Below are 26773 nucleotides of genomic sequence, written 5' to 3' on the forward strand. Positions count from 1 at the left end.
CTTATTGTTGACGGCTAAACTTAACAAGCTTGCTAAAAGCCCCGCCGGCGGCTCTGAAGCATAAATCCCTTTACTTTCACGGAGGATCACCAACGGGTCGCTAAAGGGGAGTTTACCGTCACCCCCTGCGTTGCTGGCGTTAATCCCTTATCCCGATCATCGCAGCCAGGCAAACCAGGCGTCAAACAAAGACGGATAATGTCACTACGATCTTTATCGGCGAAACCTTGACTAAGGTACTGATAAAAGCGGCCCGCAGACGTTTGCGCTGTTGTTTTTTCCGCCGGGTTATCCGTATTAATATCATGGTTTAACAAGTGGCCGAATGCCTGTTCGATATGTGACCAGGAAAAAGGATACTGGCTATGCTTGATGGCCGAGGAAATAGTACCGTCAAGCGCCTGGGTTTCGACATAAGAGCTGACATGAATCATCTCCAGCGCGGGAAAGTTATGCTTTAAAGTTTCCAGTGATACAATCACGGTCGTGACGGTATCCTCCCCTTCATAAAACTCCAGGGTATGCTCCATCGGCGCCAGCGCCTTGCCCGAGCTGTCTTCAAGCAGCAAATCCAGATAGGTAGTAAAAGTTCCTCCCTGTACCGAATTTTTCGTGTGTATGACCAGGTAGGGACTATTATCTTGCGGGGAAATGGCGACATTCATGGCTAAGAATACATGTCTGGCATTTTTCATTTTATCTGACAACGCAGCTATTTGCATCGGGGTGGGAAAGAGCTTTTCCAGCTGTTGCTGCTGCTGTTTCAATTCCATGTTCCGATGTAAATGGGGAAACTCCTCCTCACTGATATCCGCCTTATCCAGACGAGATTTCACCAGGTTGAAATGACACATATTGGTCATATCCAGCTCGCGTACCCCGAGGGCATTCTTAGCCACCTTCACCGACTGGCTGTCATAAGCAATCTCCAGCGGAACCGGCTGGCCAATGCGAAATCCCGGATAATTGGCGTGATAACTAAAAGGGTTATTAATAAGTGACGCGGTGAGTGAGCTATCTATCTCCGGCAAAGCGAAAAGCTCTAACGGCGATAACAGCAGTAAAACCATAAAAACTATGGTTCCTTGGCTGGGTGTTTTCATTGTAATCATCCTTGATTAGTTTTAATGTGATCTTCACTAATCCAGGATTGCTGATAGTTTACCGTGCAAAAATCCCTTTTGCTCAACCGGGTACAGACAAGAGTATCCCCGCCAGGCGGAAATATTTGCCGGCAGCTTCCCCGGTAAACTGCTTTAATAACGGTACGCTATTAATCAATCCTTTGATCAGAGCATATCATTAGTGCTACCTTTCCTTTACATAATAGCAACAACACCCACTATACTGGCAGTTCAAAAAAACTACAACTATAAAAAAGCTTTTATTTACAGATATTTCGCTTAGGTGACTTATACTTTATTGAACCCGCCCGGCATTGTCCCTTAGCCAGGCAGACGAAAAACAGCGGCTTGTTCAGGCCCGGGTTAACTCACTGCACCATTTACTGGCAGAAACAAATTCCTGCTGGATCAGCTCTGCCGTCAGGGAATAATCGCTGAATTTTTCCATTAAGCTGCCATTATCGCCAAGAATATAATGGCTGGTCATAGACAACAACTTACCCAATAAACCGCTGCGGTGAATTAACGCCTCTTCTATCGGTTTTGCCAGCGGCATGGTACGCAAAATATCTGCCATCGGCATCGCCAAAATCACCTCCATAGCACTTAGCAAGCCGGTGATAAAGGCAAAATCTTTTACCTGCTTAAAATCACTTTTTTGTGCCAGCTCCGACATCAAGCGGGCAGTGATCAAAGATTGTTTGGCGATTTCATCGGTGCATTCGCTACTCAGTTTAGACAAAGCTAAGATGGCAACAAACTGCTTTAATTTCTTTTCTCCCAGATAAGCCGCCGCCTGCTTGATCGAGGTGATCGCCACCTTAGTACCGGTGGAGACATTATTGACCATTTTCAGCAAACCTATGCTGAGATTCACATCATGGGCCAGGATTTCGGCGATGGCATCAAAGTTCAGCGGCGTGTTCGCACTCTCGCTGATCAGCTTCAGCATTTGTGCCTTGATCGGTGACAGGGTCTGCCCGGTAACAATTTCCGGTTCATGATAGAAAAACCCCTGGAAATAGTTAAAACCCACTTCCGCCAGGGATTGCAGCTGATAGCGGGTTTCCACTTTTTCCGCCGCCAGCAGTACCCCATGTGAGCGGGCTTTGCCAATCAAAGCCCTGAGGCGTTTGATATTGATTTTTTTAACATCGATTTTGATCAGATACAAATAAGGCAACAACACGTCCCAGTGCTCAGCCAGATCATATTCAGTGAGCGCAATTCTATAGCCTTTTTCATGATAATATTTAATGATTTTAATCAGACGCTCGGTGGGAAACTCATGCCCCACTAGCTCAATGACAATGGTTTTTTTGTCAAAGAGCAGGGGAAATTTATTGATCAAATAATATTCGGTGAAATTAATAAAAGCCGTTTTTCCCAGGGTCAATGCGGCAATATCACCATGAATATGGTTCTGAATAATGAGTTTTGCACTGGCAATATCCGGGTCGATTTCTGGAAACTTATTATCCTGGCTATCCCGAAATAATAATTCATAACCTATGGTTCTGGACTTCCTATCCAGGATAGCCTGTCTGGCAATATATGTACTTTGCATCTGATTAAACTAGGGTCCCTACGAAAATTTATAACCATTATTCGACATCAGCTTACGCTAAATGCTGATTTAATGTTAATAATTAATATATTATTAGTATAAATAACCGTTTATTTGAGCACAAGACCCTGATTCACCCTCAAGTTTAGATCATAAATAATATCTACCTGATTAAAAGGATCTAACTCCCGGGTACATTTTTCCAGAATAAAACTGCGGCGAAATTCCGTTGCCAGTCCTTCAAATTCAGCAATCACCTGGAATAACCAGATTTCCGCATCCCAGTCCAGCTGCCGCTGCTGTAAATACTCCAAAGCACTAAGCCCCCGCGCTTCTCCTGGGGCTGTATCTAGTATAGCGATAAAAAAGTTTTCAACATCTTCTTTGAGCGCCTGTTCGCGCGCCTGTAGCAGACTTTCATCGACTAACTCAAACTCGCCGCCGCTTTGCGGTATCTGTACCTGCCCCTGGTGCTCTATCGGAATTTCCCGCACCAGCTCCGCCAACACTTCCGTATCGCCGCTGCGGTCCAGGCCAATGGCGGCATTGGCAATAATGGGTTTGGCCTGATTAACCAGTTCGGGGACTTTAGAGCGATTGGCGTAATCTCCGACCCGGAAATTGGGATGCTGCTTTAAAAAAGCACTCATGCTGGCGATTAACTGCACCCGCTCCTGCTGCTGACGGAACCTTGCCATCAGTTCAACCAGGCGCTTTTGCACTTCCAGCAAGGAGCTGGCATGATCGCTGATACTCACCTGCAACTGGCTCACCAGCAGTTTACGCAAGGCGCCGTTGCTTTGTGCCAGCTCGATCATTTCATTAAAATCGATCAGTTCAAAACCATCGAGCAAGCGCCTTAATTGTTTTTGCGCCAGTTCATTTTCACGGATTTTATCCGCCAGGTTACTGACAAAACCAAAATCTGAATTAAGCCGGTTCCATAAACTGGCGATAGCATCACTAAACTGCCCGGTCATATCATGGACTTTTTCCGTCAATAACTGGAAGTGATGTTCGCTGGCGGCATAATCTCCCCGGTATTGGGCATCCTGGTAATGGGTCACCCGGGTGCGGATTTGATCCAGCTGACCGGCAATATCGGCGTTGATCTGCCGCTTGCGTTCATCCTCGGTGAGACTGGCGATCAAGCCGTTAACGCCGGGACGCAGGCATAAGGCTTCCTGCTCGTCCGGACGCCATAACAGCCTGGCCTTGATCAGTTTATCCAGGGCCTGTTCGGAGACTGAGGTTTCGTCAAAATAACCGCTGATATAGGTCTGCATCAGCGGCTGGGCGTATTTACCCAGCAGGGATAAGCGCTCAACCCCAAGGGCCTGCAACCGGCTCTGGGGGGACTGCTTGCTGTTTTTGTCCATTGGCTCTTTTGTGCTCAAACCGGTCTGCCTCAAAACAAAGACTCCTGCTCGCTTTCTTGTTCCAGCGGCAGGCTTTCTTCGTCTTTAATAAAACGCACCAGTTCGATCAGCTGCTCTATTTTTCCGGTGACCACATAAAATTGCCTGTCTTTATGAGGCTGGAATAAATAGCCGTTCTCTTTAAGCCGTTTAAAAATAAGTTTTAACTGGGTATCGAGGTTGTCACTGCCGGATTTGAAATAACGATCGCTGGCCAGCTGACCCAGGCGTAACCTTAACGACTGGTTGTCTTCGGTTTTAAGGACAAACTCCTGCAGTTTGATGGTATCACCGGCGCTTAAGGCGCTGTCCCGGCCCAGGCACTCCTGTACCAGCTGCATCCATTCCAGCAGCGGCAGTAAAGACTGTATCGTTTGTTTAAACTCGCGGCTTAAATGTTCCCGGGCATCCGAGGTTAATTCCTGGTAGGCCAGGAAAAAGACGCTGCCATCCTGGCTCTGGGCAAGGCGGCGGTTAAGGGGGCGCAGGTAATGGTTAAGCTCTTCCCGGGTAACTTCATCCTGGAGGCGACGAAAGGCTTCTTCATCGGTTACGGCGCAGATGCTTTGTCCCGCCAGTAAACGTTCTAATAAGGGGCCGTGTTCTATCATGCATTCACCTCAGGGCTTGTGTTTTCCAGGTTTTCTTGTGCTTGTTGCGCTTGCCCGGCGCTGCTTTGTGACTTATTTTGCGACTTATTTTTTGAGGAAAGGCGCTCGGCAATACGGCTTAATTTAGGCTCAATGCGTTGCAATCGCTTTTTCTGTTTATCGATAAGGTACCTGTGCTTAAACAAAGTTAAAACATCGGATTCAGGATTCGGGAAAGCGCCGACGATAGCAATTTTATTACTGTCACAGGCGCTGAATAATTTTTCGACATTATGATATGCCAAAGTGCCGATTTCATCTATCGGCCAGTTGATGACGATATCCGCATCGCCGCGCAATAACCGGGTAAAGGCCAGTAAGAACTTACATAAGATCAAATAGGCCATACCGTGACTGGAAGACTCCAGCAACTGACGGTCATTTTTAATCACTAAATCTGTGCCGGCTTCATTTAAATGCAGTTCCAGCCTTAACAGGGATTCAATCGAGTAGCTGGCATCGCTGCGCAGCAGGTCCACCACATCCGACAAGGCATCGATATAATCATCCCCCGGCAGCTGCTTGCCGGATAAACACCAGTCGTCAAACAAACCGGCAAAACGTTTCAGCGGCTGCCAGAAGTTAAGCTCGTCCACGGTGGAGATAATCTTCACCTCCGAGCGTTTGATACCGTCAAGGTTTAAATCATCCGCCACCGCCTGGGTCAGCCGCTGGCTCTGGCCGGCAATACGGCGGTTGATGTCGCTAAAGACAGTGAAAAATTTATGCAGATCCCCGCCTATGGTTTCCCCCTGCTCCAGTATCTGCCTTTGCTGATCCGCCAGTATTTTCAACAAACCGTCAAAAACCGGCAGTTTTAAACGCACATCACAGTCGGGCTCGAGCCGTGAAAACTCGCTTTCCATCAGGCCGAGAAACTGCCCCTGGGCATCCCGCGTCAACTGGCTTTCAAAATCATTAAGACGCTCTTTTAACTCGCGTGAGAACTTGACGCTTTGCTCCAGTCCCTGATGGGCGCGGCTGAGCCTTTCGCTGAGATCCCCTCCCTGGCCATCTTCAAGAGTACTTAAGTCACTGCTTTGCGTTAACGCGGTAAAATCAAGCTCGGCAAGTTTATTCACCAGGGGCTGCAACTGGGCAATAAAACCTGTATATTCCTGCAATAACTGCTGGGCTTGCTGGCGCTGTGACTCTATTTCCCGTTGCCGGCTGCGATAAGCCGCTTTGTGCTGGTCCAGCTCAAGGCGCAATGACTCGGCATCGGATTTAAGCGCAATTTCTTTCTCCAGATAGCCGGGGCGCTGTTTTTGCCACTCCTGGCTGATAAAGTTGCGGTACTCCCGAAGTTCGTCCTGGCGGCCGGATACCTGAGAGATATCCGCTTTTAAGGTTTTAATTCCCTCTTGCAGCTGTTTCAGGGTATTGGGATCTATGTCTTTTGAACTCAGCTCCTGGTTAAAGGCCTGCTCCAGCTGTTTGATCTGGGCGCGGTTGCTGTCGCGCTTGTCATCCACCTGGACTTCTAATTCATGGATTTGCTCGTTAAAGAGATCAATCTGCTCCTGCCAGTCCGCTTTAAATTCCAGCAATTGCTGTTGGTGATCTTCTTTAAGTTTGGCCAAACTACTTTGCTGCTGGCTGCAAATTTGCTGATGGCGCTCTTTGGCACTCGCCAATTCCTGGCGGGATAAACTTTGCCGGGCGCTGATCGCCTCTTTATGTTTTTGTGCCAGGCGGCTTTTACTTTCCCGGGCATAAGAGACTTCCTGATCGGCATCATCAAGCTTGCGCTGCTCTTGCTGGGTTATCTCCTGCAGCTGTTTCACCTGTTCATGGCTGGCGGTCAGGGCTTTTTCCGCCTGCTCCTGCTCGACTCTCGCCTGCTCGACCCGGCTCTGGGCCTGTGTCAGGCGCTCTTGCAGGGCCATTTCATCCTGGGCATATTCAGGGGCATCAACCGCAGCTAACGCCAGCTTGACACCAAAAAGTCCGTCCTGGCTTTCGGGGGCAAGCTGGGGATTTAAATCGCTGCGCTCAAGTAAAGTTTGATCGATAACCTTGCCCAGGCTATTTTCCCAGCCCGGCAGCTGAGTGCGTAAATAATGGCGCAAGCTGCCCTGCTCCGGATTTAACATCTGCTCGAGCTGCTGTAATTCCTGGCGCGCTTTATGGTGAAAAGTCCGGCTTTGCTCCAGTACGGTTTGTGCCTTATCCTGTACCTGGCGCGCCTGTTGCCACTCCCGCTGCGCCCTTTCCTTGCTTTTACTGGCCTCGCGCCACTTATCCTGGGCATAATCAAGCCGGGTATCGGCAAGCTGGCTGTCTTCCTGTTCCTGCTTGGTTGGCCCGACATTATCGATTTGTACCAGCAAACGGGTCATGATTTCCTGCTGCTGATGTAATTGTTGATCAAAACCGAGTTTCAGCTCATCGCTGCGTTTTTGATAATCATCATTAAAAGCCGACTGTTTATCGAGCTGACTGTTGCGGACATTTTCCCGCTCGCTTTCGATCGCTTTAATTTTATTCCGGTTTTTCTGGGCCAGGCGTTCCAGCGATTCATTGAGGGTAATTTTCTGCTGATTGAGCTGCTTTTCCAAATCGCCATATTGCTCCAGCAGGATTTGATATTGCTCTTGCTGCTGTTGCAGGTTCTCCCGCCATAACGGCAAGTTTTCACTGTCTTTTGACAGCTGGTCGATATCACCGTCAAGGTAACTGTCATATTGCTGCTGGATATTATCAAGCCTGGTGCCTATCACTTCCAGCTCGGCATTAACTTCACTAAACCGGCTGTTTAAGGTATTTTCCTTATCATTAAACTCGGTTTTGATCCGGGATAAGCTTTGTTTGAGCTGGGCTAAACCTTGCTCAACATCGGCTTTTTCGGTGGTATTTTGCCCGAGATCTTCAGTTAATAACGGGCGCAGCTGAAACAGTTTAAGCTCAACATCATTAAGCTTTTGTGCCAGCAGCTCAATTTTATCCTGCTCCGCCTGTAAACCTTCCAGGCGCATCGACTGACGAATTTGCTTGATCCATTCCCGCGCCTTGGTATTTTTTACCCGGGTAGTGGGCTGGACTAAACCATCTTCTTCAAAAATCGCCGCCAGCATAGATTTCAAGGTATCCATCTTGCCTTCTTTGGCATGCACCGCACTGACCAGTTTTTCAATATGGCGCACCCTATGGCGCGAAGAAACCAGGGAGTAACGTCCCGCTAGCTGACGCAGTTTTAAGGCATCTTTGGAATTGCCGCGGATCATGCTGACATCGTTTTGGATAATGGCCCGGTATTCGCTGGTGGCGCCGATTTTATGGGAATAGGAAATGCCTGCCCCTTTTAACTGCTTCAGCCATAACTCCTGGCTCAGGGCATTCACCTTGCCCTGGTTATCTTTCACTAACAGTTGATCATGAGTAAAAGCCCCTTCAATGAGGCGATAATTTACCCCTTCCTTGGCTTTGCTGGTCAGTACCACCTGACAGATATTGCCTTCTTCACGCTGGTACTCGTAAACCAGGTAACTGTTATCACAAGGCAAATAAAAATCATCGAATTTCTTACGGGTTTTAGGTACCACTTTCGAAGGCAGTTCCCCGTAAAAGACCGGCACCAGGCGCTGCAAGGTGGTTTTACCCGAGGCATTGGTGCCGCAGATATTGGTATGGCCATCAAGGGCTAATTCAACCACTCCGGGTAAGTGGGTATGAATAAGGATAATACGGCGTAGACTTCCCATGAAGACCTCAAAGATAAGCGCAAAAACAATAAAACGCACATCTTATAGATAAATAAACACAAAACAAGTTAGCATAAAAAATTTTTTAGCCTGCAGCGGCAATTGCCTTATTTAGCATCAGCAAGCGTTTAAAAAAGACCAGTTTAAGGCGAGAAAACAGCCGGCTTAGCCAGCGACAGGCAGAGCCTTAACGGCAAAGACTATTACAGATCCAGACGCATATTCACTTCGGTAATGCCGTAGCCGTTTTTTTGATAAAAACGAATCGCGTCCTGATTAAAACCAAAGACATGCAGCCAGACAGAGGGACAATTTAATGCTTTGGCCTTATCCTTAATCCAGGCCATGGCCTGACTACCGTATCCCTGACCACGATAGGGTTCATAAAGATGAATATCAAAAAGACATAAATAAGTGGCATTAAAGTCTTTCAACCACAGATGTCCCAGCACCTGCTCACCCTCAAGCAAGACATAAAAATAATTTCCCGCTGTCTTTGCCCCCAGGGGCAAATCATCAACCGTATGCTTTTTCGCCAATTCACGCGCCGTTTCCAGGGGAATATTATGGGCCCGGGCTATCCCCTCGGGATAGGTTTTACTGACCAGATCCATATGAGCCTGATACTGGGAAGCGGATGCTGCTTGTATTTTCATCGAACCGTCCTGCGTCGCCGTTTTTACTAAAAGGGTATTTGCCCAAAAGGATAACAGCAAGGTTAGCAATATCTGCAGCAGAAATCCCGGATAAAATCACCTGACCCCAGATATCACCGCAAACAAGCGGTGCTTATTTTTTTATAGAGACCTGTCCGGGCTGCCATGTGTTTTTTCTTCTTTGTGGTCAAGCGCTTGCCTATCTTCGCTGCTGTCATTGGCCGCTCCTTGCCCTTGTTGCCATAGATCGCCTATCAGGTCATCTTCAGGTACCTGGGTATTTTCATCTTCATCTTGCCAGTCATAACGTTTTACTACCGGCTTGGGATCCACCTTCCTAAAGACAATGGCACACAAAACCCCGGATAAAGCGCCAAAAAAGTGATATTCAAAGGAAATTTCCCGGGCCTGGGGGAAAATGGTAAATATCATGCCGCCGTACATATAAAAAGCCACCATCAGCAAAGCGACAGAGCGTTTATCCCGCCGTAAGATACCACCGATAAAAAGGTAAAAAAACAGGCCGTGGGCAATGCCACTGGCACCGATATGATAACTGGGGCGACCGAGAAACCATACCGCAAGCCCGGAGAGCAACCAGATCAAAATCAATACCCGCAGCCGGGATTTGGGGTAACCGTACCACAAGATACTGGTCAGGATAAGGATCGGTAAGGTATTACTGATCAAGTGCTCCCATGAGCCATGGATAAGCGGAGCAAAGACAATACCGGTTAAGTCAGGCAAGGATAAGGGATAGACCCCAAAAGAAACCAGGCTCCAGCCAAAAAAGTGTTCGCACAATTTTATCCACCATAATACCAAAGTGAATAAGGCGCCCATGAGTATGCTTTTTTGCAATATGTTTTTTTCATCCTTCATGAATAAAACATAGGGACAGCAAGAAAACTTATCAAGAGAGCGACGACAATTACCGCACCAGGGCGAATGTTTCCCCGAATGGCTCAGTAAAGCGGGCGGACTTATCTCTGCCCGGCCTGCTTAGATAGGCGCATGAACTATCTTCCAATAGCTGTCCAGCATATTAATACAGTCGCGAAAGTTTGCTCCGGCTTCATTTTTAACAAAATAACCGGCAACATGATGTTGATAACTATGAATAATATCTTGCTCGGCTTTGGAAGTAGTCAATACAAAGACAACACTGTCGGCGAATGTCTCATTTGCCCTGAGTGCGGTGAGAAACTCCAAGCCATTCATTCTCGGCATTTGAATATCAAGCAAAATGGTAAAAGGTTTGCTGACGACCCCGTCCTTCAACATTTCCAGTGCCTGCACGCCGTCATAAGCCCGCTTTACCGGGTTGGCAATTTTTTGTTTTTTCAAGCTGCGCTCTACCGCCATGGCATCGATATCATCATCTTCAATTAGAAATAGTGTCACTTCTTTCATATCATCCATCTGCTTCTCCCGATGCCTGGCCTTTACCATCCTGTTCAAAACAAAATCATGTATTGGCCGGATCTACTGGCCACAACACAATAATCCCGGTGCCCCGGCTGCCGTCTGAGTCTATGGTTAATTTCCCCCCCTGGTGCTCGGTAAATTTATTGACCATGGCCAGCCCCATGCCGCTGCCCTCCACCTGATCCCTGGGTCTGAGGGTCTGAAACATTTCCATCGCTTTTTTATGCAATTGCGGGGGAATACCCGGGCCGTCATCCTGCACCCGGATCTGGTGAAAGCCATTTTTTTGCTGGTAGCTGATGGTGATATTACCGACACTTTTGTCATGATGTTTAATGGCATTGGAAATCAGGTTTCTTATCACAAAATCAAACGGAATACGGGCAATCTTAAGCTTAACCCGGGGAGCCGTGCAGGAAAATCCTTCAGGGGCATCAAGAAAAGCAAAAATATCAGCTGCCATCTCCTTAAGATCAACCTCTTCATCATCATAAACTAAGCTGCCGATACGGGCATAGGCCAGCAGATCATTTAATAAGGTCATCATGCGTTCGCTGCGTTGCTTGAGTAACTGCAGGTGCCCCTTGGAGCTATCGGGGATGAACTCACTACAGTCTTCTTCAAGCCAGCCCACCAGCTGCTTAATGGCATTTAACGGCGATTTAAGATCATGGGAGGCAACATAGGAAAACTCTTCCAGATCCCGGTTGGACTTTTCCAGGTTACGGGTTTTGCTTTCCAGCTCAGCGGTCATCTGATCCGCATAAAATAACGCCGTACGGTTCGCCCGGGATAAGAAAATAAACAACCCCAGCAACAAGCTATCTATGATAATACCTCCTATCAAAATAAAGTTGGGTTGGCTGTTATCTACCGCCTGTCGAAAACCTAAATTGGAGCGGATATCAAAATGCCACTGTCGCCCGTACATAGGCACAGTGACTTTTTTCTTAAACATAGGCTCAGGATCGGTTTGACGGTCATAATAAAGTTCTTCGCTGTTATCTGAAATACGCACCGCCACATGGCGTTTATGCTCCGCCAACGTGCCCTGCATCAGCTTATCCATGATAAAAGGAGCATAGGTCATGCCTTTGATATAATGTTGTCGCTCACTGACTGTGGCCGGCTTTCGACCGTCAAGATAAAAAGGGGTATAAAAAAGAAAACCGGGGGTTTGTTTTGCATCCTGTACCAGGGTTATAGGCCCGGTCAATTGTGCTTTTCCGGTGTCCCGCGCTTTAATAATCGAGGCATAACGGTTTCTTTCAAACGCCATGTCCAGGCCCACCGCTTTACGATTCGGCTGCTCGGGTTCAATATAAGTGATCGGCCAAAACTCTTGCTTATTATGCCTGGGAAAAATCTGATAATTAGGACGGTTTTGCCGTATTTTTTGCAAATAGGACGCTAATTGATCGGGATGAATATTAAAAATAACTCCTATACCATTAATGCCGGGATAAGTTTTCTCTATATGCAGGCTATTGGCATACGCAGACCATTGCTGATAAGAAATATCGCTGCCGTTAGAATCTATCAGGGATACGCCTCCCCAGAGCGCATTTTCATAAAGCTCCATCCGCTCTTTAATCAATTCTATCGTTTGCTCCGCCTCACGTTCAAATTGCTGCTCAACTTTTTGCAATACCTGCTGTTTTGAAAAGTACCAGGCCCCCAGGGTCAACAAAATTGACAGTGCCACAACCAGGTAGTGTACCCAATGTAAATTTCCGGCATGTTCCAACTTTTTTCTTTGCTCGATGGCGTCAGGCCGCTGTTGACACCCGATGTTATGATCAGCATACTGTATCTCTTGCAAAGCTTTATCCATACGCTTTCCCTGCTCTTATCTCTAGCTAAGCTATTTTCCTTATCCGGGCCGCCACCTGACGATTAATCTGATATTTTGCTTTACATGAGAGTCACATCGCTGGCACTCAAATATTTTTGACTGAATTCACCGGCTGAGATCGGCCGCTCAAAATAATAGCCCTGGATCCGATTAACGGCCAGTTCCCGGCTTAATTCCAGATGCTTTTTCATCTCAACCCCTTCAAGTACCGTTTGCAGCCCTAATGAACGGATCATAAAGACTAAACCGTTTAGCAGGCGTTTATTCGGTGACGTGCCGGTTTCATTTAATAACAGGGATTTATCAATTTTTACCGTATCTATGGGGTATTTCATTAAATGGGAAAGGGAGGAAAAACCGGTACCAAAATCATCAAGGGCAATACGGCAGCCGAGATCGCTAATCGCCTGGATTATCATGCTTGACTGGGCCACATCCGCCAACAAGGCGGTTTCTGTCAACTCAAACTCAATACGCTCGGGTAAAATATCATGCCGGGCTAAATTATCTTCAATACACTGCAACAGTTTTGAGTCCGATAACTGCACCGGGGATAAATTTATCGACATCGAAATAGGCTGATCGCTGGCTTCATCCCAGTCACCTAACTGCTTGATAGCTTTAGATATTACCCAGCGTCCGATACCGTTAATCAACCGGGATTTCTCCGCTACGGGAATAAACTGCTCCGGCGACAAAATCTCGCTGCCGCTTTCCCAGCGGATCAAGGACTCCACCCCTGTCATGCTGGCCGATTCAGGGTTAATGATCGGCTGGTATAACAGGGTAAACTCATTTTTTTCCAATGCCACCGCCAGCTTTTGCTCTATTTCATAATTAAACAAAAACTGCCGCTGCATTTCTTTTTCAAAAAACGATAACTGGTTACGTCCCAGCCCTTTGGCCCGATACATGGCGATATCGGCATTTTTAAACAGCTCTTTGGCACTGTTGCCGTTACTGGGGTAAATGGAAATGCCGATGCTGGCACCGGTTTTAATGGTTTCATTGTCGATAGTAAAAGGCTTAACCAGCACTTTAAGGATACGCTTCGCCACCAGGCTGGCTTCAGTGACAGTCGTCATATTGGGCAAAGTAATAGCAAACTCATCGCCGCCGAGGCGGGAAAATAACTCATTGCCCCTGAGACAGGTATGAATGCGGTTAACCACCTTGATCAGCAACTGATCGCCGGTATCATGGCCATATTGATCATTGATAAATTTAAAATGGTCCAAATCGATTAAAATCAGCGCCAGCAGGCTGTTTCGCCTGCGACAGGCCTTCAAATCTACTTTTAACGACTCATCAAAGCGAACACGGTTCGCCAGGCCGGTTAAGCTATCGTGCTCGGACAATATTTTGGCATCCTGGTAGCTCTGATAAAGTTGCTGTTCCAGGGTAAAGCGGGTTTGGGCATTGATGATCGCCCGGTGCAGGCGAAAGGGGGTGATCTCGGTTTTGCTGATAAAGTCCTGCGCCCCGGCCTTGATACAATTCAGTGCCAGCAACTCATCTTCCGAGTTACTCATCATTACGATGGCAATAGGGTTTAAAAAAGACTCGCCTTTTAGTTCCAGCAGTAATTCAATGCCGTTACGCTGAGGAAAAGTATGATCAAGCAAGATAACATCATAAAATCGCTGTCTTATTTTTTCCAACCCCTCATCGACGGTTTCTGCTTCATCGATAATGCAAGTGGTGCCACGGTTTAATATTCTTTTAATATGTTGACGGTCAAAGGAGTCATCATCAACGATCAGCACGTCCATAAGCCAGATTCTTCTTGTTAACGAATTAAAATAGTCACCACAAGCAGACCAGGGTTAGATGCCAAATAACCGGCATTGACAATATTATAGTTAGCGCTGGCTAAATGTATTAATTTTAAACGATAAATTCTTAATAATTCGTTAAATATACTGGCTTGCAGCGATTTCTCCTGATCATTTCTTAAAATATCAAACAAAAAAACAACCCCCGGGGTTTCCTGCTTTATGCTTTAAAGGTCACTTTTACCTGCCCCCGACAGGACTTTCCGGTTATGCCCTGCTCTGTGATGACTTCATTACTTGTTAAGTTACACTTGATCTCTTGCTTAAAAGCGCCATAATGATATCAAATTGATATCACACATCTCCTTACCCAATTAAGGGGGTGAATAAACAAGAGTGAATAATATGATCCAGGATAAAACGAGTTTTTCTAAAAATGGCTACCTAATGCTACTGGTGTTACTGGCCCTGACCGCTTTTGATTTTGCCTTACTCACCCAGGCCAAGGGCCTGTTCTTTGGCGTCACCCTTATCGGCGCGCTTATCCTGGCGTTGTGCTTTATTGGCTTTTATATGGTGCAACCCAATCAGGGCAAAGTCATGACCCTTTTTGGCGCCTATGCAGGTACAGACAAAACGCCGGGACTGCGCTGGACCATCCCTTTTTACCTGCGCAAGAGCATCTCATTGCGGGTGCGCAATTTTGAAAGCAGCCGCCTTAAGGTCAACGATAAAGCCGGTAACCCCATAGAAATTGCCACTGTGGTAGTATGGTCGGTAGAAGACACCGCAGAAGCCTTATTTGAAGTGGACGACTATGAAAGTTTTGTCACCATCCAAAGTGAAGCGGCACTGAGAACCCTGGCGACCTGCTACCCCTATGATCAATATCAAAAAGATGAAGTAGCCCTGCGCAGCCATGGCCAGCAAATCTCGGCTTCATTGCGGGAAGAAATACAGGAGCGGCTGAAAAAGGCCGGCATACAAGTACACGAAGCCAGGATCAGCCACCTGGCGTATGCCCCGGAAATAGCCAATGCCATGCTGCAGCGCCAGCAAGCGGCGGCAATCATTGCCGCACGCAGTAAAATTGTCGATGGCGCCGTCGGCATGGTGGAAATGGCACTGGACAAGCTCACCGAAAATGGCGTGGTGGAATTAGACGAAGAAAGAAAAGCCACTATGGTCAGCAACTTATTGGTTGTGCTTTGCGGGGATAAAAATGCCCAACCTGTGATTAATGCCGGTACCCTTTACTAGAAATGAAACATAAAGGTAAAGGGTGATGGTAAAAAGCATAGCAAAAAGTAACGGTGCAAAACCTAGGGTAAACAACTGATGGCAGCAAAAAAATCCTATCCGCTTAGGATCAACCCGGAAGTACTGGCGGCGATGCAACGCTGGGCAGATGATGATCTGCGCAGCGTTAATGCCCAGATAGAATTCGTGTTGCGCGATGCCCTGGTAAAAAGTGGCCGGGTAAAATTAACCCAGAAAGTGATCACTGTGCTGGAGCAGCCCGAGTCCGAGAGCAAAAAAGAAAACCAAGAGTAGTAAGGAAAAGTATATGGAAGAAATCACCGGCAGTTTTTTATTGGGAATAGTCAGGGCAATATTTTTCCTGATCAGATGGTTGATCGTCGAAGCCCTGCTCGAATTCAGCTTTTACTGGATAGGCAGAGTCACTTTACTCATGTTTACCTTAGGCCACTACCCCAAAGGAGAAAAAACCAAAACTGATAAAGAAAAAATCATCTGCTTCGGGCTCCTTATTGGCGTGGTTATCGTCATAGCAGGTATATATGTTGGCCGGAGCTGATATAAAACCCTTGAGGGACATATTCACTATGTCCCTTTAAAGCCCTTAGCCAACCTTAAACCTTAACAAAAATCTTTCGCCGGTATAAAAACAGCAACAGCAACCACTGCAACAACAGCATAAAAACAACCTGCAGCAACATTTGCCAGCTTGAGGGCATCGCTTTAACGATACCGCCAAACAGACTTTGTACACTGTAATGCCAGTTAACCAGGCTGGTGGCTAAATAAACCAGCAAGGCATTGGCGCCGATAACCGCAAAAAAGGCTCCCCATTTCTGTATGTTCAGCACATCTATCACACCGTAGAACAGGCAAAGTAATAACAGACTAAAGCCAGAGGTCACCAGCACGAATGAACTGGTCCACAAGGTTTTATTCACCGGAAAAACCAGTCCCCAGCTATAACCAAGGGCTAGTAATAGGGCTGCCGCCAGGGCCAGATGTGTTAACAGCTTTCCCGCTTGTCCCCGCGAGGCTTTGATATGCCGCCCGGCAAAAACACCAATCAGGGCATTCACCACTGAGGTGATATTGGATAAAAGGCCTTCGGGATCTACCGCCAGGCCTTGATAGCTCGTGCCCGGTAACAGCTTTTGATCAAACCAGACATTTAGCGCCCCCGCCCGGCTATAATCCCCGGCGCCGAAACCGCCGATGCTCACCTGGCTTAATAATAACCAGTAGCCGAGCAAGAGCATAACCGCCACCAGGTATTGTCCCCGGTGACTGAGAAACCACACCAGCATAATCGCAACAAACCAGGCAATGCCGATGCGGCCAAGCACACTGGCAAAACGTATCTCATCCAAAGCCACCGGAATACCGCTGCTCCAGCCATGATTGTATACCACACCTAAAAATAATAATAAAAACAGACGCCTGAATGCATGAGTAACTTTTTCCCGCCTTTGCTGCACCGGATAATCCGCCAGCGGTTTTGCCGCCAAGCCGATACTCACCCCGGACAAAAAAATAAACAGCGGAAAAATCACATCATAGGCGGTTACCCCATGCCAGGGACTATGCAACATTTGCTTGGCCAGCTCATTAAATAGCGCCATGCCGGTGAGCAGATACAGGGCGGAAAACAGCCCCTCGGCCCCCAAAATCCAGAACATGTCAAAACCCCGTAACGCATCGACGGATAATACCCGGGAAGCTTTTCCCGCCGCATCATTTTTTACCTGGTAAGTCATCTTCCCCTTCCCGGTTGCCTGAGCCTTGCCGATATGGCTTATGCGCTCTCCTGTATTTTCGATTTTGCTATCCCTACACACACAAGACAGCGCTGTCATTTTGATATCATAAAATATCCGAAGGTAAAATAAAAGCAATCTGCCAAAGCCGGAATAAAAAACGACCTATTGTAAGGGCATGAGTGAAAGGACTGGCTTTAACCCGCTTAACATTAAAGCTTCGTATAAAAGCATAAAGAGAAGCCGGTGAGTACCGGCTTCCAAATCAATAAAAACAAGGGAGACATTTAATACCTGAGTGCCCTTGAACAAGTTGAGATCACATCCTGATCTACATAGTAGGTTTTCCCGTCAACAATGATTTCAACCCTGTCATCCTTGAGGTTGTCGGTAAGATCAAACTTATCACCAACTTTCATATAGAGATTGTCGTCCTTGAATTCCATATTATCGCGAACTTCATAACGACCTTTGTACATAAGACTTACCTTCTCTGAGCAATGCCACCTTTAATTTTAGCCCTATTATGCCTTTTGCGCCGTGCCTGCCTTAATATTATTCGTCGGCCAACCGGACCTCATCCGTGCCTTTAAACATCATCTCCGGGGAAGGCGGCAGCAAGGGTAACAAAATTTGCGGACGCTCTCCGGTCAGGCTCTTTAAAAAGGCAACAATATCCGAAGTCTGCTGCACCGTTAAGGTTCTCCCCAGCTGTATGCTGGCCATCACATTCACGGCTTCGCCAAGCTCCCATACCGCCCCGTCATGAAAATATGGCGCGGTTAATTCGATATTCCTTAAGGTCGGCACTTTAAACACATTTTTATCTGCCGCCCTGGAAGTGACTTGATAACGCCCGAGTGAGGTATTTTTCGTCAGGTAAGGTTTAACCACCCCCATTTTCTGGTAACTGTTGCCGCCAACCGCAGGCCCGTTATGACAGGCAATACAGCCGATTTCTTTAAACGTTTGATAACCGCGTATTTGTTTTGCCGACAAGACATCCCCGTCTCCCTTTAACCAGAGATCGAAGTCTGAATTAGGGGTCACTAAGGTGGCTTCAAAAGCGGCAATGGCATCGGTGACTTTATCAATATTGATATTGCCTCCGCCGTATACCGCCATAAACTCTGCCTGGTACTGGGGAATGCCCGCCAGGGTTTTCACTACGATATCATGGCTCGACGCCATTTCCTTCTCGGCGACTATCGGGCCTGCGGCCTGCTCTTTTAAATCGGCTGCCCGGCCATCCCAAAATTGCGCCAGGTTATAACCGGCATTAAACACGGTCGGCGAGTTTATCGGTCCTTCGGCCCAGCCATGGCCGATAGATGTCGGCAGATTATCCGTGCCGCTGCTGGCTAGGTTATGGCAGGAGTTACAGCTGATAATGCCCGATTTTGATAATCTGGGTTCAAAAAACAGCTTTTTACCCAGCTCGACTTTAGCGGCATTTTTGATACTTACCGGCTCGATAACCTGGATAGGCTCTTGTGCCCAAGAAGATGCAGTAAAACCACCGGCGGGTAAAAGTAGAGATAAAAAAAGAAAAGATTTCATATTGTCAGCTTCCTTGTTCGCTTCCTTGTATAAAAACAGCCAACAGTGTAACAGCCAAAAATACCTAAAAGCCCGTTAAAAACTCACAAATTTATAACAAATTTATCACGACAACAGCCAAGCAGCTTTCACTCCTGGTATCTATCCACACATTAATTTATACACAATCTCCAGATGCCGCGATAAATAACTGCTCCCTTAACCACAGATTGGCGGGATCTTTATCAACATTTATATGCCAGTACAAATGTACATCTATCCCGGGCAATTCAACCGGCAAAGGGTATACCTTAACGCCTAACATCCGGGAAAAAATCATCGCCGCCGTTTCAGGCAAGGTTAATAACATCTCACTTGAAGCCACCACCTGGCAGGCGGAAAATAATTGCTGGCATCTCAGCCCGACCCTGCGCTGTAAACCTAATCGCCCCAATTCAAAATCTTCAATCCCGGGACCCGAAGCCCTGGATGATACCAGTACATGGCTATGTTTAAGATAGGTGGCTAAATCCAGCCCCTTATCTTGTGCCAGGGCGCTATGATGCTCACTGGCCACCACCATAAGTTGATCATATTGAATTTGCCTGTGCCGGATATTATCGCCAACCGGCAGCAGTACATCGATTGCCAGGTCGATATCGCCACTGGCAAGTTGATGCTCCATTTCCCTGCGCATCACCCGGGTACTGGTCAGGTTTATTTTCGGCGCTTGCCTGCTCAGCCCCGACATCAGGGAAGGCAAATACAAGGCTTCCAATGAGGCATGCAGGGCAAGATTGCAGTGTTTTTGACTGGTTTGGGGGTCAAATTGTCTCGACTGTAACAGGCTTACCTGAAGTTGATGCAGGGCCTGCCTGATCTCTATGATAACATTTTTAGCCACCGCCGTTGGCCGCATCTGGTTCCCCTGCCGGATAAACAGGGGGTCGTCGAAATGTGCCCGTAATTTCGCCAGGGCATGACTTACCGCCGGTTGTGACAGGTTCAGTGCCTTGGCAGCCTTGGTAATATTGCCTTGGGCATAAATGGCATCAAAAACCGTAAACAAATTTAAATCCATGCTTCCCCTGTTTCCTTAGCCAGTACCCAGGCGATAACACTAAAATGCCATTCGCTGCATAAAGCCCTTCATTAATCAAAGCCCAAACAACTATTCGTAGTTTGAATAGTTAACTATAAAGAATATTCATTTGTTTAATTGTGATGACGGGCATAGCATAAGTCAACAAGCAAAACTCAGGCTTTAGCGCTAATTCAATCATCGCCTCAAGGGATGATGATACTTTATTTTAGGAGCACAGATCTTATGTCAGGGAAAAGGGTCTTTATCACCGGAGGCGCCAGCGGCTTAGGCAAGGCAATAGCATGTAAATATGCCGGTGCCGGTTACCGGGTGTGCATTGGCGATGTCAACGAAAAACGGGGCCTGGCGACAATAGCAGAGTTAACGGCATCAGGCTGTGACGCCTTTTTTGTCCATTGTAATACCACCCGCCTTGAAGACTTAACTCAGGTTAAAGAGCAGATCATCAGCCGCTGGCAGGGCCTGGACCTGGTAGTAAACAATGCCGGGATCGCCGGTACCGCAGGCCCGATTGACCAGGTCGCTCTCGATGACTGGCAGCAGGTTTTAGATGTCAACCTGCTTGGGGTGGTACGCGGCTGCCAAACCTTTACACCATTATTTAAACAACAAGGCTTTGGCTATTTTGTCAATATCGCCTCCGCCGCCGGGTTAATGAATGCGCCGCAAATGAGCAGTTATAACGTCTCTAAGGCCGGGGTTATTGCTTTATCTGAAACCCTGAAACATGAATTGGCCCCCTTTAATATCGGCATCAGTGTCGCCTGCCCTGCTTTTTTCAAAACCAACTTAGCCGAATCCATGAAATCCACCATAGACGGCTTATCGCAGCGCCTGAGCCGCTTGATGGCCCGCTCAGCCATCAGCGCAGAAGATATTGCCGATGATATTTTCACGGCCGTCGAAAGCGGCAGTTTTTGGGTGTTACCCCATAAAGCAGAACGCAGATTATGGCTGCTCAAACGTTACCTGCCTTTTGCGTTTGATGTGCTGATGAAAAAGAAAATCGCCAAGCTGTTTACCGCGCCGAGACCTGCTACTACCAAGACGGCGGCAACGCCGCCAGGCTAAGCGCTGAAAAGGCATCAGCACAGGTAAAAATTTCCTGCTTTCGCGGCAGGTGAAGATAAAAGAACAAGGATACCCGATGGCCGCATTATATTTAATCCGTCACGGTCAGGCTTCATTTGGACAAGCCGATTATGATCAATTATCCGATAAAGGATACCAACAGGCACACCTGCTGGGAGAGCACTGGCGGGCATTAGCGGCGCCGGACAAGTGTTATTGCGGCCAGTTATTACGCCACGGGCAAAGCGCCGATGCTTTTTTATCTGCCTACCGGGGCAAGGACCTGCCGCTGTTGAAACACCCGGGATTTAATGAGTTTAATCACCTGGAAGTCTTAGCCCGTTATAACCCCAGGTGGCGGGATTATCAATTGATGAACGCCGATATTGCCGGGCAGGAAAATCCGCCCGCGTTTTTACGGCAAAGCTTTACTCAGGCGATGCAGCGCTGGATAAGCGGCGCTTATGATGATTACCAGCAAACCTGGCCGCAATTTAAACAAGGCTGCCTTGATGGCCTGCAACAGGTGATCGCCCGGGAGAGCCCTTCCTTGGCAGCAAAGGGCTCAGGGGCAAAAGCAGCGGAGACTGAAGCTAAAAACATCCTGGTATTTACCTCCGGCGGCCCGATTTCGGTGATCATAGGGCATATTCTGGGGCTGGGGGATCAGCAGGCACTTACCATCAGCCAACAGCTGGCCAATACCGGGGTAAGCAAACTGCTGTTTTCACAAGGGCGTTTAAATATCGACTATATCAATAACTACCGCCACCTGGAAATCGCCGGCAAGGAGTGGGTCACCCTGAGCTGATATTCAACAGCAGCGACACATGGCAATCAACAGTAATAAAACACGATTACACGGAGTGAATAATGACCAGCAACAACCTATTTGATTTAACCGGAAAAATCGCCCTAGTCACAGGGGCCAGCCGGGGGATCGGCGAATATATTGCAAAATTACTGGCTCAGTCCGGGGCCCATGTTATCGTCTCCAGCCGCAAACTTGAAGGCTGCCAGCGGGTGGTTGACGAGATCGTCAGTGAAGGCGGCAGTGCCCAGGCCATTGCCTGCCATATCGGCGACATGGCGCAAATAGATGATATCTTTGCGCAAATTAGCGGGCAACACGGTACCCTGGATATTTTAGTCAACAATGCCGCCGCCAATCCCTACTTCGGCCATATCCTGGAAACCGACTTAGGCAGTTTTCAAAAAACGGTGGATGTGAATATCCGCGGTTATTTCTTTATGTCCAGCGCCGGGGCGAAACTGATGAAAGAAAAAGGCGGCGCCATCGTCAACGTCGCTTCCGTCAACGGCGTCATTCCCGGGGAAATGCAGGGGATATATTCCATCACCAAAGCCGCGGTGATCTCCATGACCCAGGCTTTTGCCAAAGAATGCGCGCAATTTAACATACGCGTCAATGCCCTGTTGCCCGGAGCGACCGATACCAAATTCGCCGCCACCTTGATCAATAACCCGGCAATATTAAAGCAGGCCATGGCCCATGTACCGATGAAGCGGGTCGCCCAGCCACAGGAAATGGCGGGTACTGTGCTGTATTTAGTGTCCGATGCCGCCAGTTACACCACAGGTACTTGTATCAATGTCGACGGCGGCTACCTGATAGGTTAAGGCCGGCGGGTTAAAGCATTAAAGCTTAATAAAACAGCCGCTAGATGAGGCTAATACAGGAAAAAGCAATGAATTTTGAATACAGCGATAAGGTCAGCAACCTCAGGGCAGAATTAACGGCCTTTATGCAGGAATATATCTTTCCGGCAGAAAAGGAAATGCACAGCCAGATAGCAGAAAACCCCTGGTCGACTCCCCCATTAATGGAAACGTTAAAAGCCAGGGCCAAAGCACAGGGTTTATGGAATTTATTTCTGCCGCTCAGTTATGGCCAGTACAGCGGCGGTCTCACCAACCTCGAATATGCGCCGCTCGCTGAAATTATGGGACAAGTGATATGGGCGCCGGAAGTGTTTAACTGCGCCGCCCCCGATACCGGCAATATGGAAGTGCTGGCAAAATACGGCAGTGACGCGCAAAAACAGCGCTGGTTACAACCTTTGCTGGCGGGAGAAATCCGCTCGGCATTTGCCATGACCGAGCCGGATGTTGCTTCCAGCGACGCCACCAATATCGCCACCAGCATCATACGCGATGGCGATGAATACGTCATTAACGGTAAAAAGTTCTATATCAGCGGCGCCTGCCGGGAGCAATGCCAGCTGCTCATTGTCATGGGCAAGACTGATGCCGCCAACCCCAGCCGTTATCTCCAGCAGTCGCAAGTACTGGTGCCCAAAGATACCCCCGGGGTTCATATTGTCCGTCCGATGCAGGTCTTTGGTTACCAGGATGCCCCCGAAGGCCATGCTGAAATTATTTTTGATAATGTCCGGGTGCCGGCAGCCAATATCATTTTGGGAGAAGGCAAAGGTTTTGAAATTGCCCAGGGCCGCCTGGGACCGGGCAGGATCCACCACTGCATGCGTTCAGTCGGCGCCGCCCAGCGCGCCCTTGAGCTGATGTGCAAACGGGTCAATGAAAGACAGGTGTTCGGTCAGCCGTTAAGCAAACAGCAATCGATACGTGAAGATATCGCCAAATCTGCCTGCCAGATTGAACAGGCCAGGTTGCTGACCTTAAAAGCGGCGCAAAAAATGGACCTCGAAGGCAATAAAGCCGCCAAAGATCTCATTGCCATGATCAAAATCATCGCCCCCAATATGGCGCTTGAGGTATTAGATCGCGCCATTCAATGCCACGGTGCCGCCGGAGTCAGCCAGGATACTTTCCTGGCCCATATGTACGCAGGGCAACGCAGCTTACGCTTAGCCGATGGGCCGGATCAGGTGCATATGATGCAACTTGGCAGGGAGTTAATAAAACGCTATGCCGGATAATGCACTAAAGATAACGGCAAATTCCCCTGGGCAGGGAAAATAATATGTCATTTACTATTGTCAGCAGATAAATGAACGACCCGGTCACCGAATCATTACAAGGAAATCATCAAATGTCACAAATAAGTCCCATGGAGCTGGAAAAATTAACCGAGTATTTAACCGCCCAAGTCACCGGTTTTCAGGGGCCGATGCAACTGGAAAAATTCACCGGCGGCCAGTCCAATCCCACCTATAAGGTGAGCGCCAAGTCCGGCTGTTATGTTCTGCGCAGCCAGCCCGGAGGCAAATTACTGAAATCCGCCCATGCGGTTGACCGTGAATACCGGGTATTAAACGCCCTTAAAAACAGCCGGGTACCTGTACCTGAGGTTTTTCACTTATGTGAAGACAAAACCATTATCGGTGCCATGTTCTATTTGATGGAGTTTTGCGACGGCCAGGTATATTGGGATGCCGCCTTAAAAGAAATTCACAGCAACGACGTCAGGACCGAAATGTATGATGCCATGAACCGGGTATTGGTGGATTTGCATCAACTTGATATTCACGCCTGCGGTTTAAGCGATTATGCCAAACCCGGCAATTATTTCCAGCGCCAGTTTACACGCTGGAGCAGCCAATACCGCGCATCCCAATTACAAAAAAATATTGCCATGGATGAATTAAACCTTTGGCTGGAGGATAACCTGCCCGCAGACGATGGCCGTATCTGTTTGGTACACGGGGATTTTCGCCTGGACAATATGATGTTTCACCGCCAAAAAGGGGACATTATCGCAGTCCTCGACTGGGAGCTGTCAACCTTAGGACACCCCTTTGCCGACCTGGCCTACCAATGCATGCAACTGCGTATGCCTCAGGGGATGGGCACGATAGATGGCTTGCAGGGGATCAACCGGGCCAGCCTGGGTATTCCCAGTGAACAAGCCTATATCGAGTCCTATTGCCGGCGCATGAACCTGGGGAAAATAGACAACTGGAGCTTTTATCTGGCCTTTAGCTTCTTCCGTCTGGCAGCCATCGCCCAGGGGATAGCCAAACGCGCAAGCCAGGGTAATGCCTCAAACAAGGACGCCGCCAAGGCGGGCGCTTTTGTTGAGCCGCTGGCTTTAATGGCGCTGGACATCATCAATAAAGAAAATATCGGTGTTACCAGCTACTGACCCTGTCCCGAGATTCAAGGAGAAATAACGGCAGGCAGGGTCATCCGGCGCTGCCCTCAGCTTTCCCTGCTTTCATCATACCTGGTGCCATCAGCGATTAGCAGATAAAAACTTTCGCTGTTTATCCTGTAATCTTTTGTAATGTACAAGCCTTGATATCAAGGCTATTACTTCACCTGAGTCATCAAGACTGCTGTCATCTATGTCAAATGAGCACACTGGCCCGCGGTTAACGGCAAGGTGCTCTCCCTTATAAATTTGTCCTATCTGGCTTTAAACGGACCAATGCTTTTCATTGTTCAATATTTGCAACAACGGAGAATGCAATGATGCTTACCTTATCTAAGATAAAAACACCTAGCCGTCAGTTAACCTTATTAACCAGCCTGTCCCTTTGTGCTTTAACGGCCTCGGCAACGGAGCTTAATGCCCAGTCACTGGATCAGAAATTGCGCATGAAATTAACTCATCATAATATCAGCCAAGTGACGCCCCCGCCTCCCCAGTCACCGGCCTTAGTGGCCCTGGGGAGAAACCTTTTTTTTGAAAAGGAAATTTCCGGGCGCAGAAATATGTCCTGCTCCACCTGCCACAGTCCTATGCTGGGGTCGGCCGACGGCCAAAGCCAGTCCCGCGGACAAGGGGCAATTGGACTCGGCCCCGCCAGACGGCAAAAAGCAGATGAATTTTTCCAGTTCCTGCCCAGAAATACCCCCAGCCTCTGGAACCGGGGGGTTAAGCAGTGGACAACCATGTTCTGGGACGGCCGCCTGGGAGGCACACCCCAAACCGGTTTTTTCTCTCCGGCAGGCGCCGATACGCCGCAAACATTCTCCAGCGCCCTGGCGGCTTTTGCCATTATGCCGGTGACACCGGACGAGGAAATGCGCGGTTTTCCCGGGCAATTGGATGCTTTTGGCCAGGTCAATGAAATAGGTGAACTGGGCAATGAAGATTTCATCCAAATCTGGGATTTAGTCACCGCCCGGGTCACCAACCATGACGGCTATAATACCTTACTCGCCGACGCCTTCCCCGGCGTACCCGAAAGCGAGCTGGATATCAGCCATATCAGCGAGGCACTCGGCGCCTTTATGACGGATGAATTCACGGCATTAAACTCCCCCTTTGACCGTTACCTTAAAGGCAATAATAAGGCGCTGTCCAAGCGGGCGAAACAAGGGGCCTTGCTGTTTTATGGCCGGGCCAATTGCGTCAACTGCCATAGCGGTGCACTGCAAACCGACCTTGATTTTCATAATATTGCCGCCCCCCAGGTAGGCACAGGCCGGGGAGATGCGGCACCGCTTGATATCGGCCGGGGTGCCATCACGGAAAATCCGGCGGATAACTTCAAGTTTCGTACTCCCTCCTTACGGAATATCACACTTGAAGCCCCCTATTTCCATAACGGCGCCTTTGCAAAATTAACCGATGCCGTCAGGCACCACCTGGACCCGCAAGCCAGCCTGGCCAATTATGATGCCTCGCAAATAGAACCTGAGCTGGCAGGCATGTTTGTCAACGATGCCGACACAATAAATACCCTGCTCACCACCCGCTCCCCTAAACTCAACATCTCCGGCGCCCCGCTTTCAGAACGTGAAATCAGCCAGATCTTGGCGTTTTTATCGGCGCTTACCGATCCGGATTCCCTCAATAAACTCGATATCGTGCCGGATAACCTGCCCAGCGGACTGACCCTGGCCGACTAGCTGTTCCGCACTCAGCGCTTGTTTTTGTTTAAGGACAAGCGCTTTTTTGTACTCCCTTAGCA

24 protein-coding genes are annotated in these 26773 nt (G+C 48.3%); 9 read left to right on the forward strand and 15 right to left on the reverse strand.

Annotated elements, in window-relative coordinates; genetic code table 11:
- Positions 1–86: 86 nt before the first annotated feature.
- From SG35_RS17065 to SG35_RS17115, 11 genes are all read right to left on the reverse strand, one after another.
- Complete coding sequence (locus SG35_RS17065) at positions 87–1103, reverse strand: hypothetical protein (RefSeq protein ID WP_053042876.1); 1017 nt, start codon at positions 1101–1103, stop codon at positions 87–89.
- A gap of 373 nt (positions 1104–1476) precedes the next feature.
- A complete protein-coding gene (locus SG35_RS17070; RefSeq protein ID WP_044831683.1) occupies positions 1477–2691 on the reverse strand; it encodes an EAL and HDOD domain-containing protein in 1215 nt (404 codons plus the stop codon).
- A gap of 110 nt (positions 2692–2801) precedes the next feature.
- Positions 2802–4070, reverse strand: coding sequence for a hypothetical protein (locus SG35_RS17075; protein ID WP_044831773.1), 1269 nt, complete (start codon positions 4068–4070; stop codon positions 2802–2804).
- Positions 4071–4099: 29 nt separating this feature from the next.
- Positions 4100–4720, reverse strand: coding sequence for a hypothetical protein (locus SG35_RS17080; RefSeq protein ID WP_044831684.1), 621 nt, complete (start codon positions 4718–4720; stop codon positions 4100–4102).
- Complete coding sequence (locus SG35_RS17085; protein WP_084692598.1) at positions 4717–8463, reverse strand: ATP-binding protein; 3747 nt, start codon at positions 8461–8463, stop codon at positions 4717–4719. The genes SG35_RS17080 and SG35_RS17085 overlap by 4 nt, the downstream gene beginning before the upstream one ends.
- Before the next feature lie 203 nt (positions 8464–8666).
- Positions 8667–9119, reverse strand: coding sequence for a GNAT family N-acetyltransferase (locus SG35_RS17090; protein ID WP_152646526.1), 453 nt, complete (start codon positions 9117–9119; stop codon positions 8667–8669).
- A 141-nt stretch (positions 9120–9260) separates the two neighbouring features.
- Positions 9261–10001, reverse strand: coding sequence for a rhomboid family intramembrane serine protease (locus SG35_RS17095; RefSeq protein ID WP_044831685.1), 741 nt, complete (start codon positions 9999–10001; stop codon positions 9261–9263).
- Between the two features lie 120 nt (positions 10002–10121).
- A complete protein-coding gene (locus SG35_RS17100) occupies positions 10122–10541 on the reverse strand; it encodes a response regulator (protein WP_044831686.1) in 420 nt (139 codons plus the stop codon).
- Positions 10542–10587: 46 nt separating this feature from the next.
- Positions 10588–12381 (reverse strand): CHASE domain-containing protein, encoded by a 1794-nt coding sequence (locus SG35_RS17105; RefSeq protein WP_084692577.1) that lies wholly within the window; start codon positions 12379–12381, stop codon positions 10588–10590.
- An 80-nt stretch (positions 12382–12461) separates the two neighbouring features.
- Positions 12462–14174, reverse strand: a complete 1713-nt coding sequence (locus SG35_RS17110) for an EAL domain-containing response regulator (protein WP_044831687.1) — start codon at positions 14172–14174, stop codon at positions 12462–12464.
- Positions 14175–14191: 17 nt separating this feature from the next.
- Positions 14192–14371 carry a hypothetical protein gene (locus tag SG35_RS17115; RefSeq protein ID WP_044831688.1) on the reverse strand — a complete coding sequence of 60 codons (180 nt, stop codon included), beginning with the start codon at positions 14369–14371 and terminating at the stop codon, positions 14192–14194.
- Between the two features lie 214 nt (positions 14372–14585).
- On the opposite strand from SG35_RS17115, the gene SG35_RS17120 reads away from it, so the two are divergent.
- The 3 genes from SG35_RS17120 (at position 14586) to SG35_RS17130 (ending at position 15996) form a co-directional block, all read left to right on the forward strand.
- Positions 14586–15437 (forward strand): SPFH domain-containing protein, encoded by an 852-nt coding sequence (locus SG35_RS17120; RefSeq protein WP_201777765.1) that lies wholly within the window; start codon positions 14586–14588, stop codon positions 15435–15437.
- 78 nt (positions 15438–15515) lie between these two features.
- Positions 15516–15731: a type II toxin-antitoxin system antitoxin gene (locus tag SG35_RS17125; RefSeq protein ID WP_044831690.1), complete on the forward strand. Its 216-nt coding sequence runs from the start codon at positions 15516–15518 to the stop codon at positions 15729–15731.
- Between the two features lie 13 nt (positions 15732–15744).
- Entirely contained in the window at positions 15745–15996 is a 252-nt protein-coding gene (locus tag SG35_RS17130; RefSeq protein ID WP_044831691.1) for a hypothetical protein, read from the forward strand.
- Between the two features lie 55 nt (positions 15997–16051).
- Here the strand turns inward: SG35_RS17130 and nagX are convergent, their stop codons facing one another.
- From nagX to SG35_RS17150, 4 genes are all read right to left on the reverse strand, one after another.
- Positions 16052–17194, reverse strand: coding sequence for a transmembrane glucosamine N-acetyltransferase NagX (nagX, locus tag SG35_RS17135; protein ID WP_044831692.1), 1143 nt, complete (start codon positions 17192–17194; stop codon positions 16052–16054).
- 287 nt (positions 17195–17481) lie between these two features.
- Positions 17482–17673 (reverse strand): hypothetical protein, encoded by a 192-nt coding sequence (locus tag SG35_RS17140; RefSeq protein ID WP_044831693.1) that lies wholly within the window; start codon positions 17671–17673, stop codon positions 17482–17484.
- Between the two features lie 76 nt (positions 17674–17749).
- Positions 17750–18754, reverse strand: coding sequence for a cytochrome-c peroxidase (locus tag SG35_RS17145; RefSeq protein ID WP_044831694.1), 1005 nt, complete (start codon positions 18752–18754; stop codon positions 17750–17752).
- Positions 18755–18911: 157 nt separating this feature from the next.
- Complete coding sequence (locus tag SG35_RS17150) at positions 18912–19814, reverse strand: LysR family transcriptional regulator (protein ID WP_044831695.1); 903 nt, start codon at positions 19812–19814, stop codon at positions 18912–18914.
- Between the two features lie 246 nt (positions 19815–20060).
- On the opposite strand from SG35_RS17150, the gene SG35_RS17155 reads away from it, so the two are divergent.
- The 6 genes from SG35_RS17155 to SG35_RS17180 all read left to right on the forward strand — a co-directional run bounded on the left by SG35_RS17155 (position 20061) and on the right by SG35_RS17180 (position 26711).
- Positions 20061–20909 (forward strand): SDR family oxidoreductase, encoded by an 849-nt coding sequence (locus tag SG35_RS17155; protein ID WP_044831696.1) that lies wholly within the window; start codon positions 20061–20063, stop codon positions 20907–20909.
- A gap of 76 nt (positions 20910–20985) precedes the next feature.
- Positions 20986–21720 (forward strand): histidine phosphatase family protein, encoded by a 735-nt coding sequence (locus SG35_RS17160; RefSeq protein WP_044831697.1) that lies wholly within the window; start codon positions 20986–20988, stop codon positions 21718–21720.
- 62 nt (positions 21721–21782) lie between these two features.
- Positions 21783–22550, forward strand: a complete 768-nt coding sequence (locus tag SG35_RS17165) for an SDR family oxidoreductase (protein ID WP_044831698.1) — start codon at positions 21783–21785, stop codon at positions 22548–22550.
- A gap of 68 nt (positions 22551–22618) precedes the next feature.
- Complete coding sequence (locus SG35_RS17170; protein WP_044831699.1) at positions 22619–23830, forward strand: acyl-CoA dehydrogenase family protein; 1212 nt, start codon at positions 22619–22621, stop codon at positions 23828–23830.
- Between the two features lie 113 nt (positions 23831–23943).
- Positions 23944–24996 carry a phosphotransferase family protein gene (locus tag SG35_RS17175; RefSeq protein WP_044831777.1) on the forward strand — a complete coding sequence of 351 codons (1053 nt, stop codon included), beginning with the start codon at positions 23944–23946 and terminating at the stop codon, positions 24994–24996.
- A 326-nt stretch (positions 24997–25322) separates the two neighbouring features.
- Positions 25323–26711: a cytochrome-c peroxidase gene (locus tag SG35_RS17180; RefSeq protein ID WP_053042878.1), complete on the forward strand. Its 1389-nt coding sequence runs from the start codon at positions 25323–25325 to the stop codon at positions 26709–26711.
- Positions 26712–26773: the final 62 nt, after the last annotated feature.

Origin of the sequence: Thalassomonas actiniarum (assembly GCF_000948975.2) — a bacterium.
Classification (GTDB): Bacteria; Pseudomonadota; Gammaproteobacteria; order Enterobacterales; family Alteromonadaceae; genus Thalassomonas; species Thalassomonas actiniarum.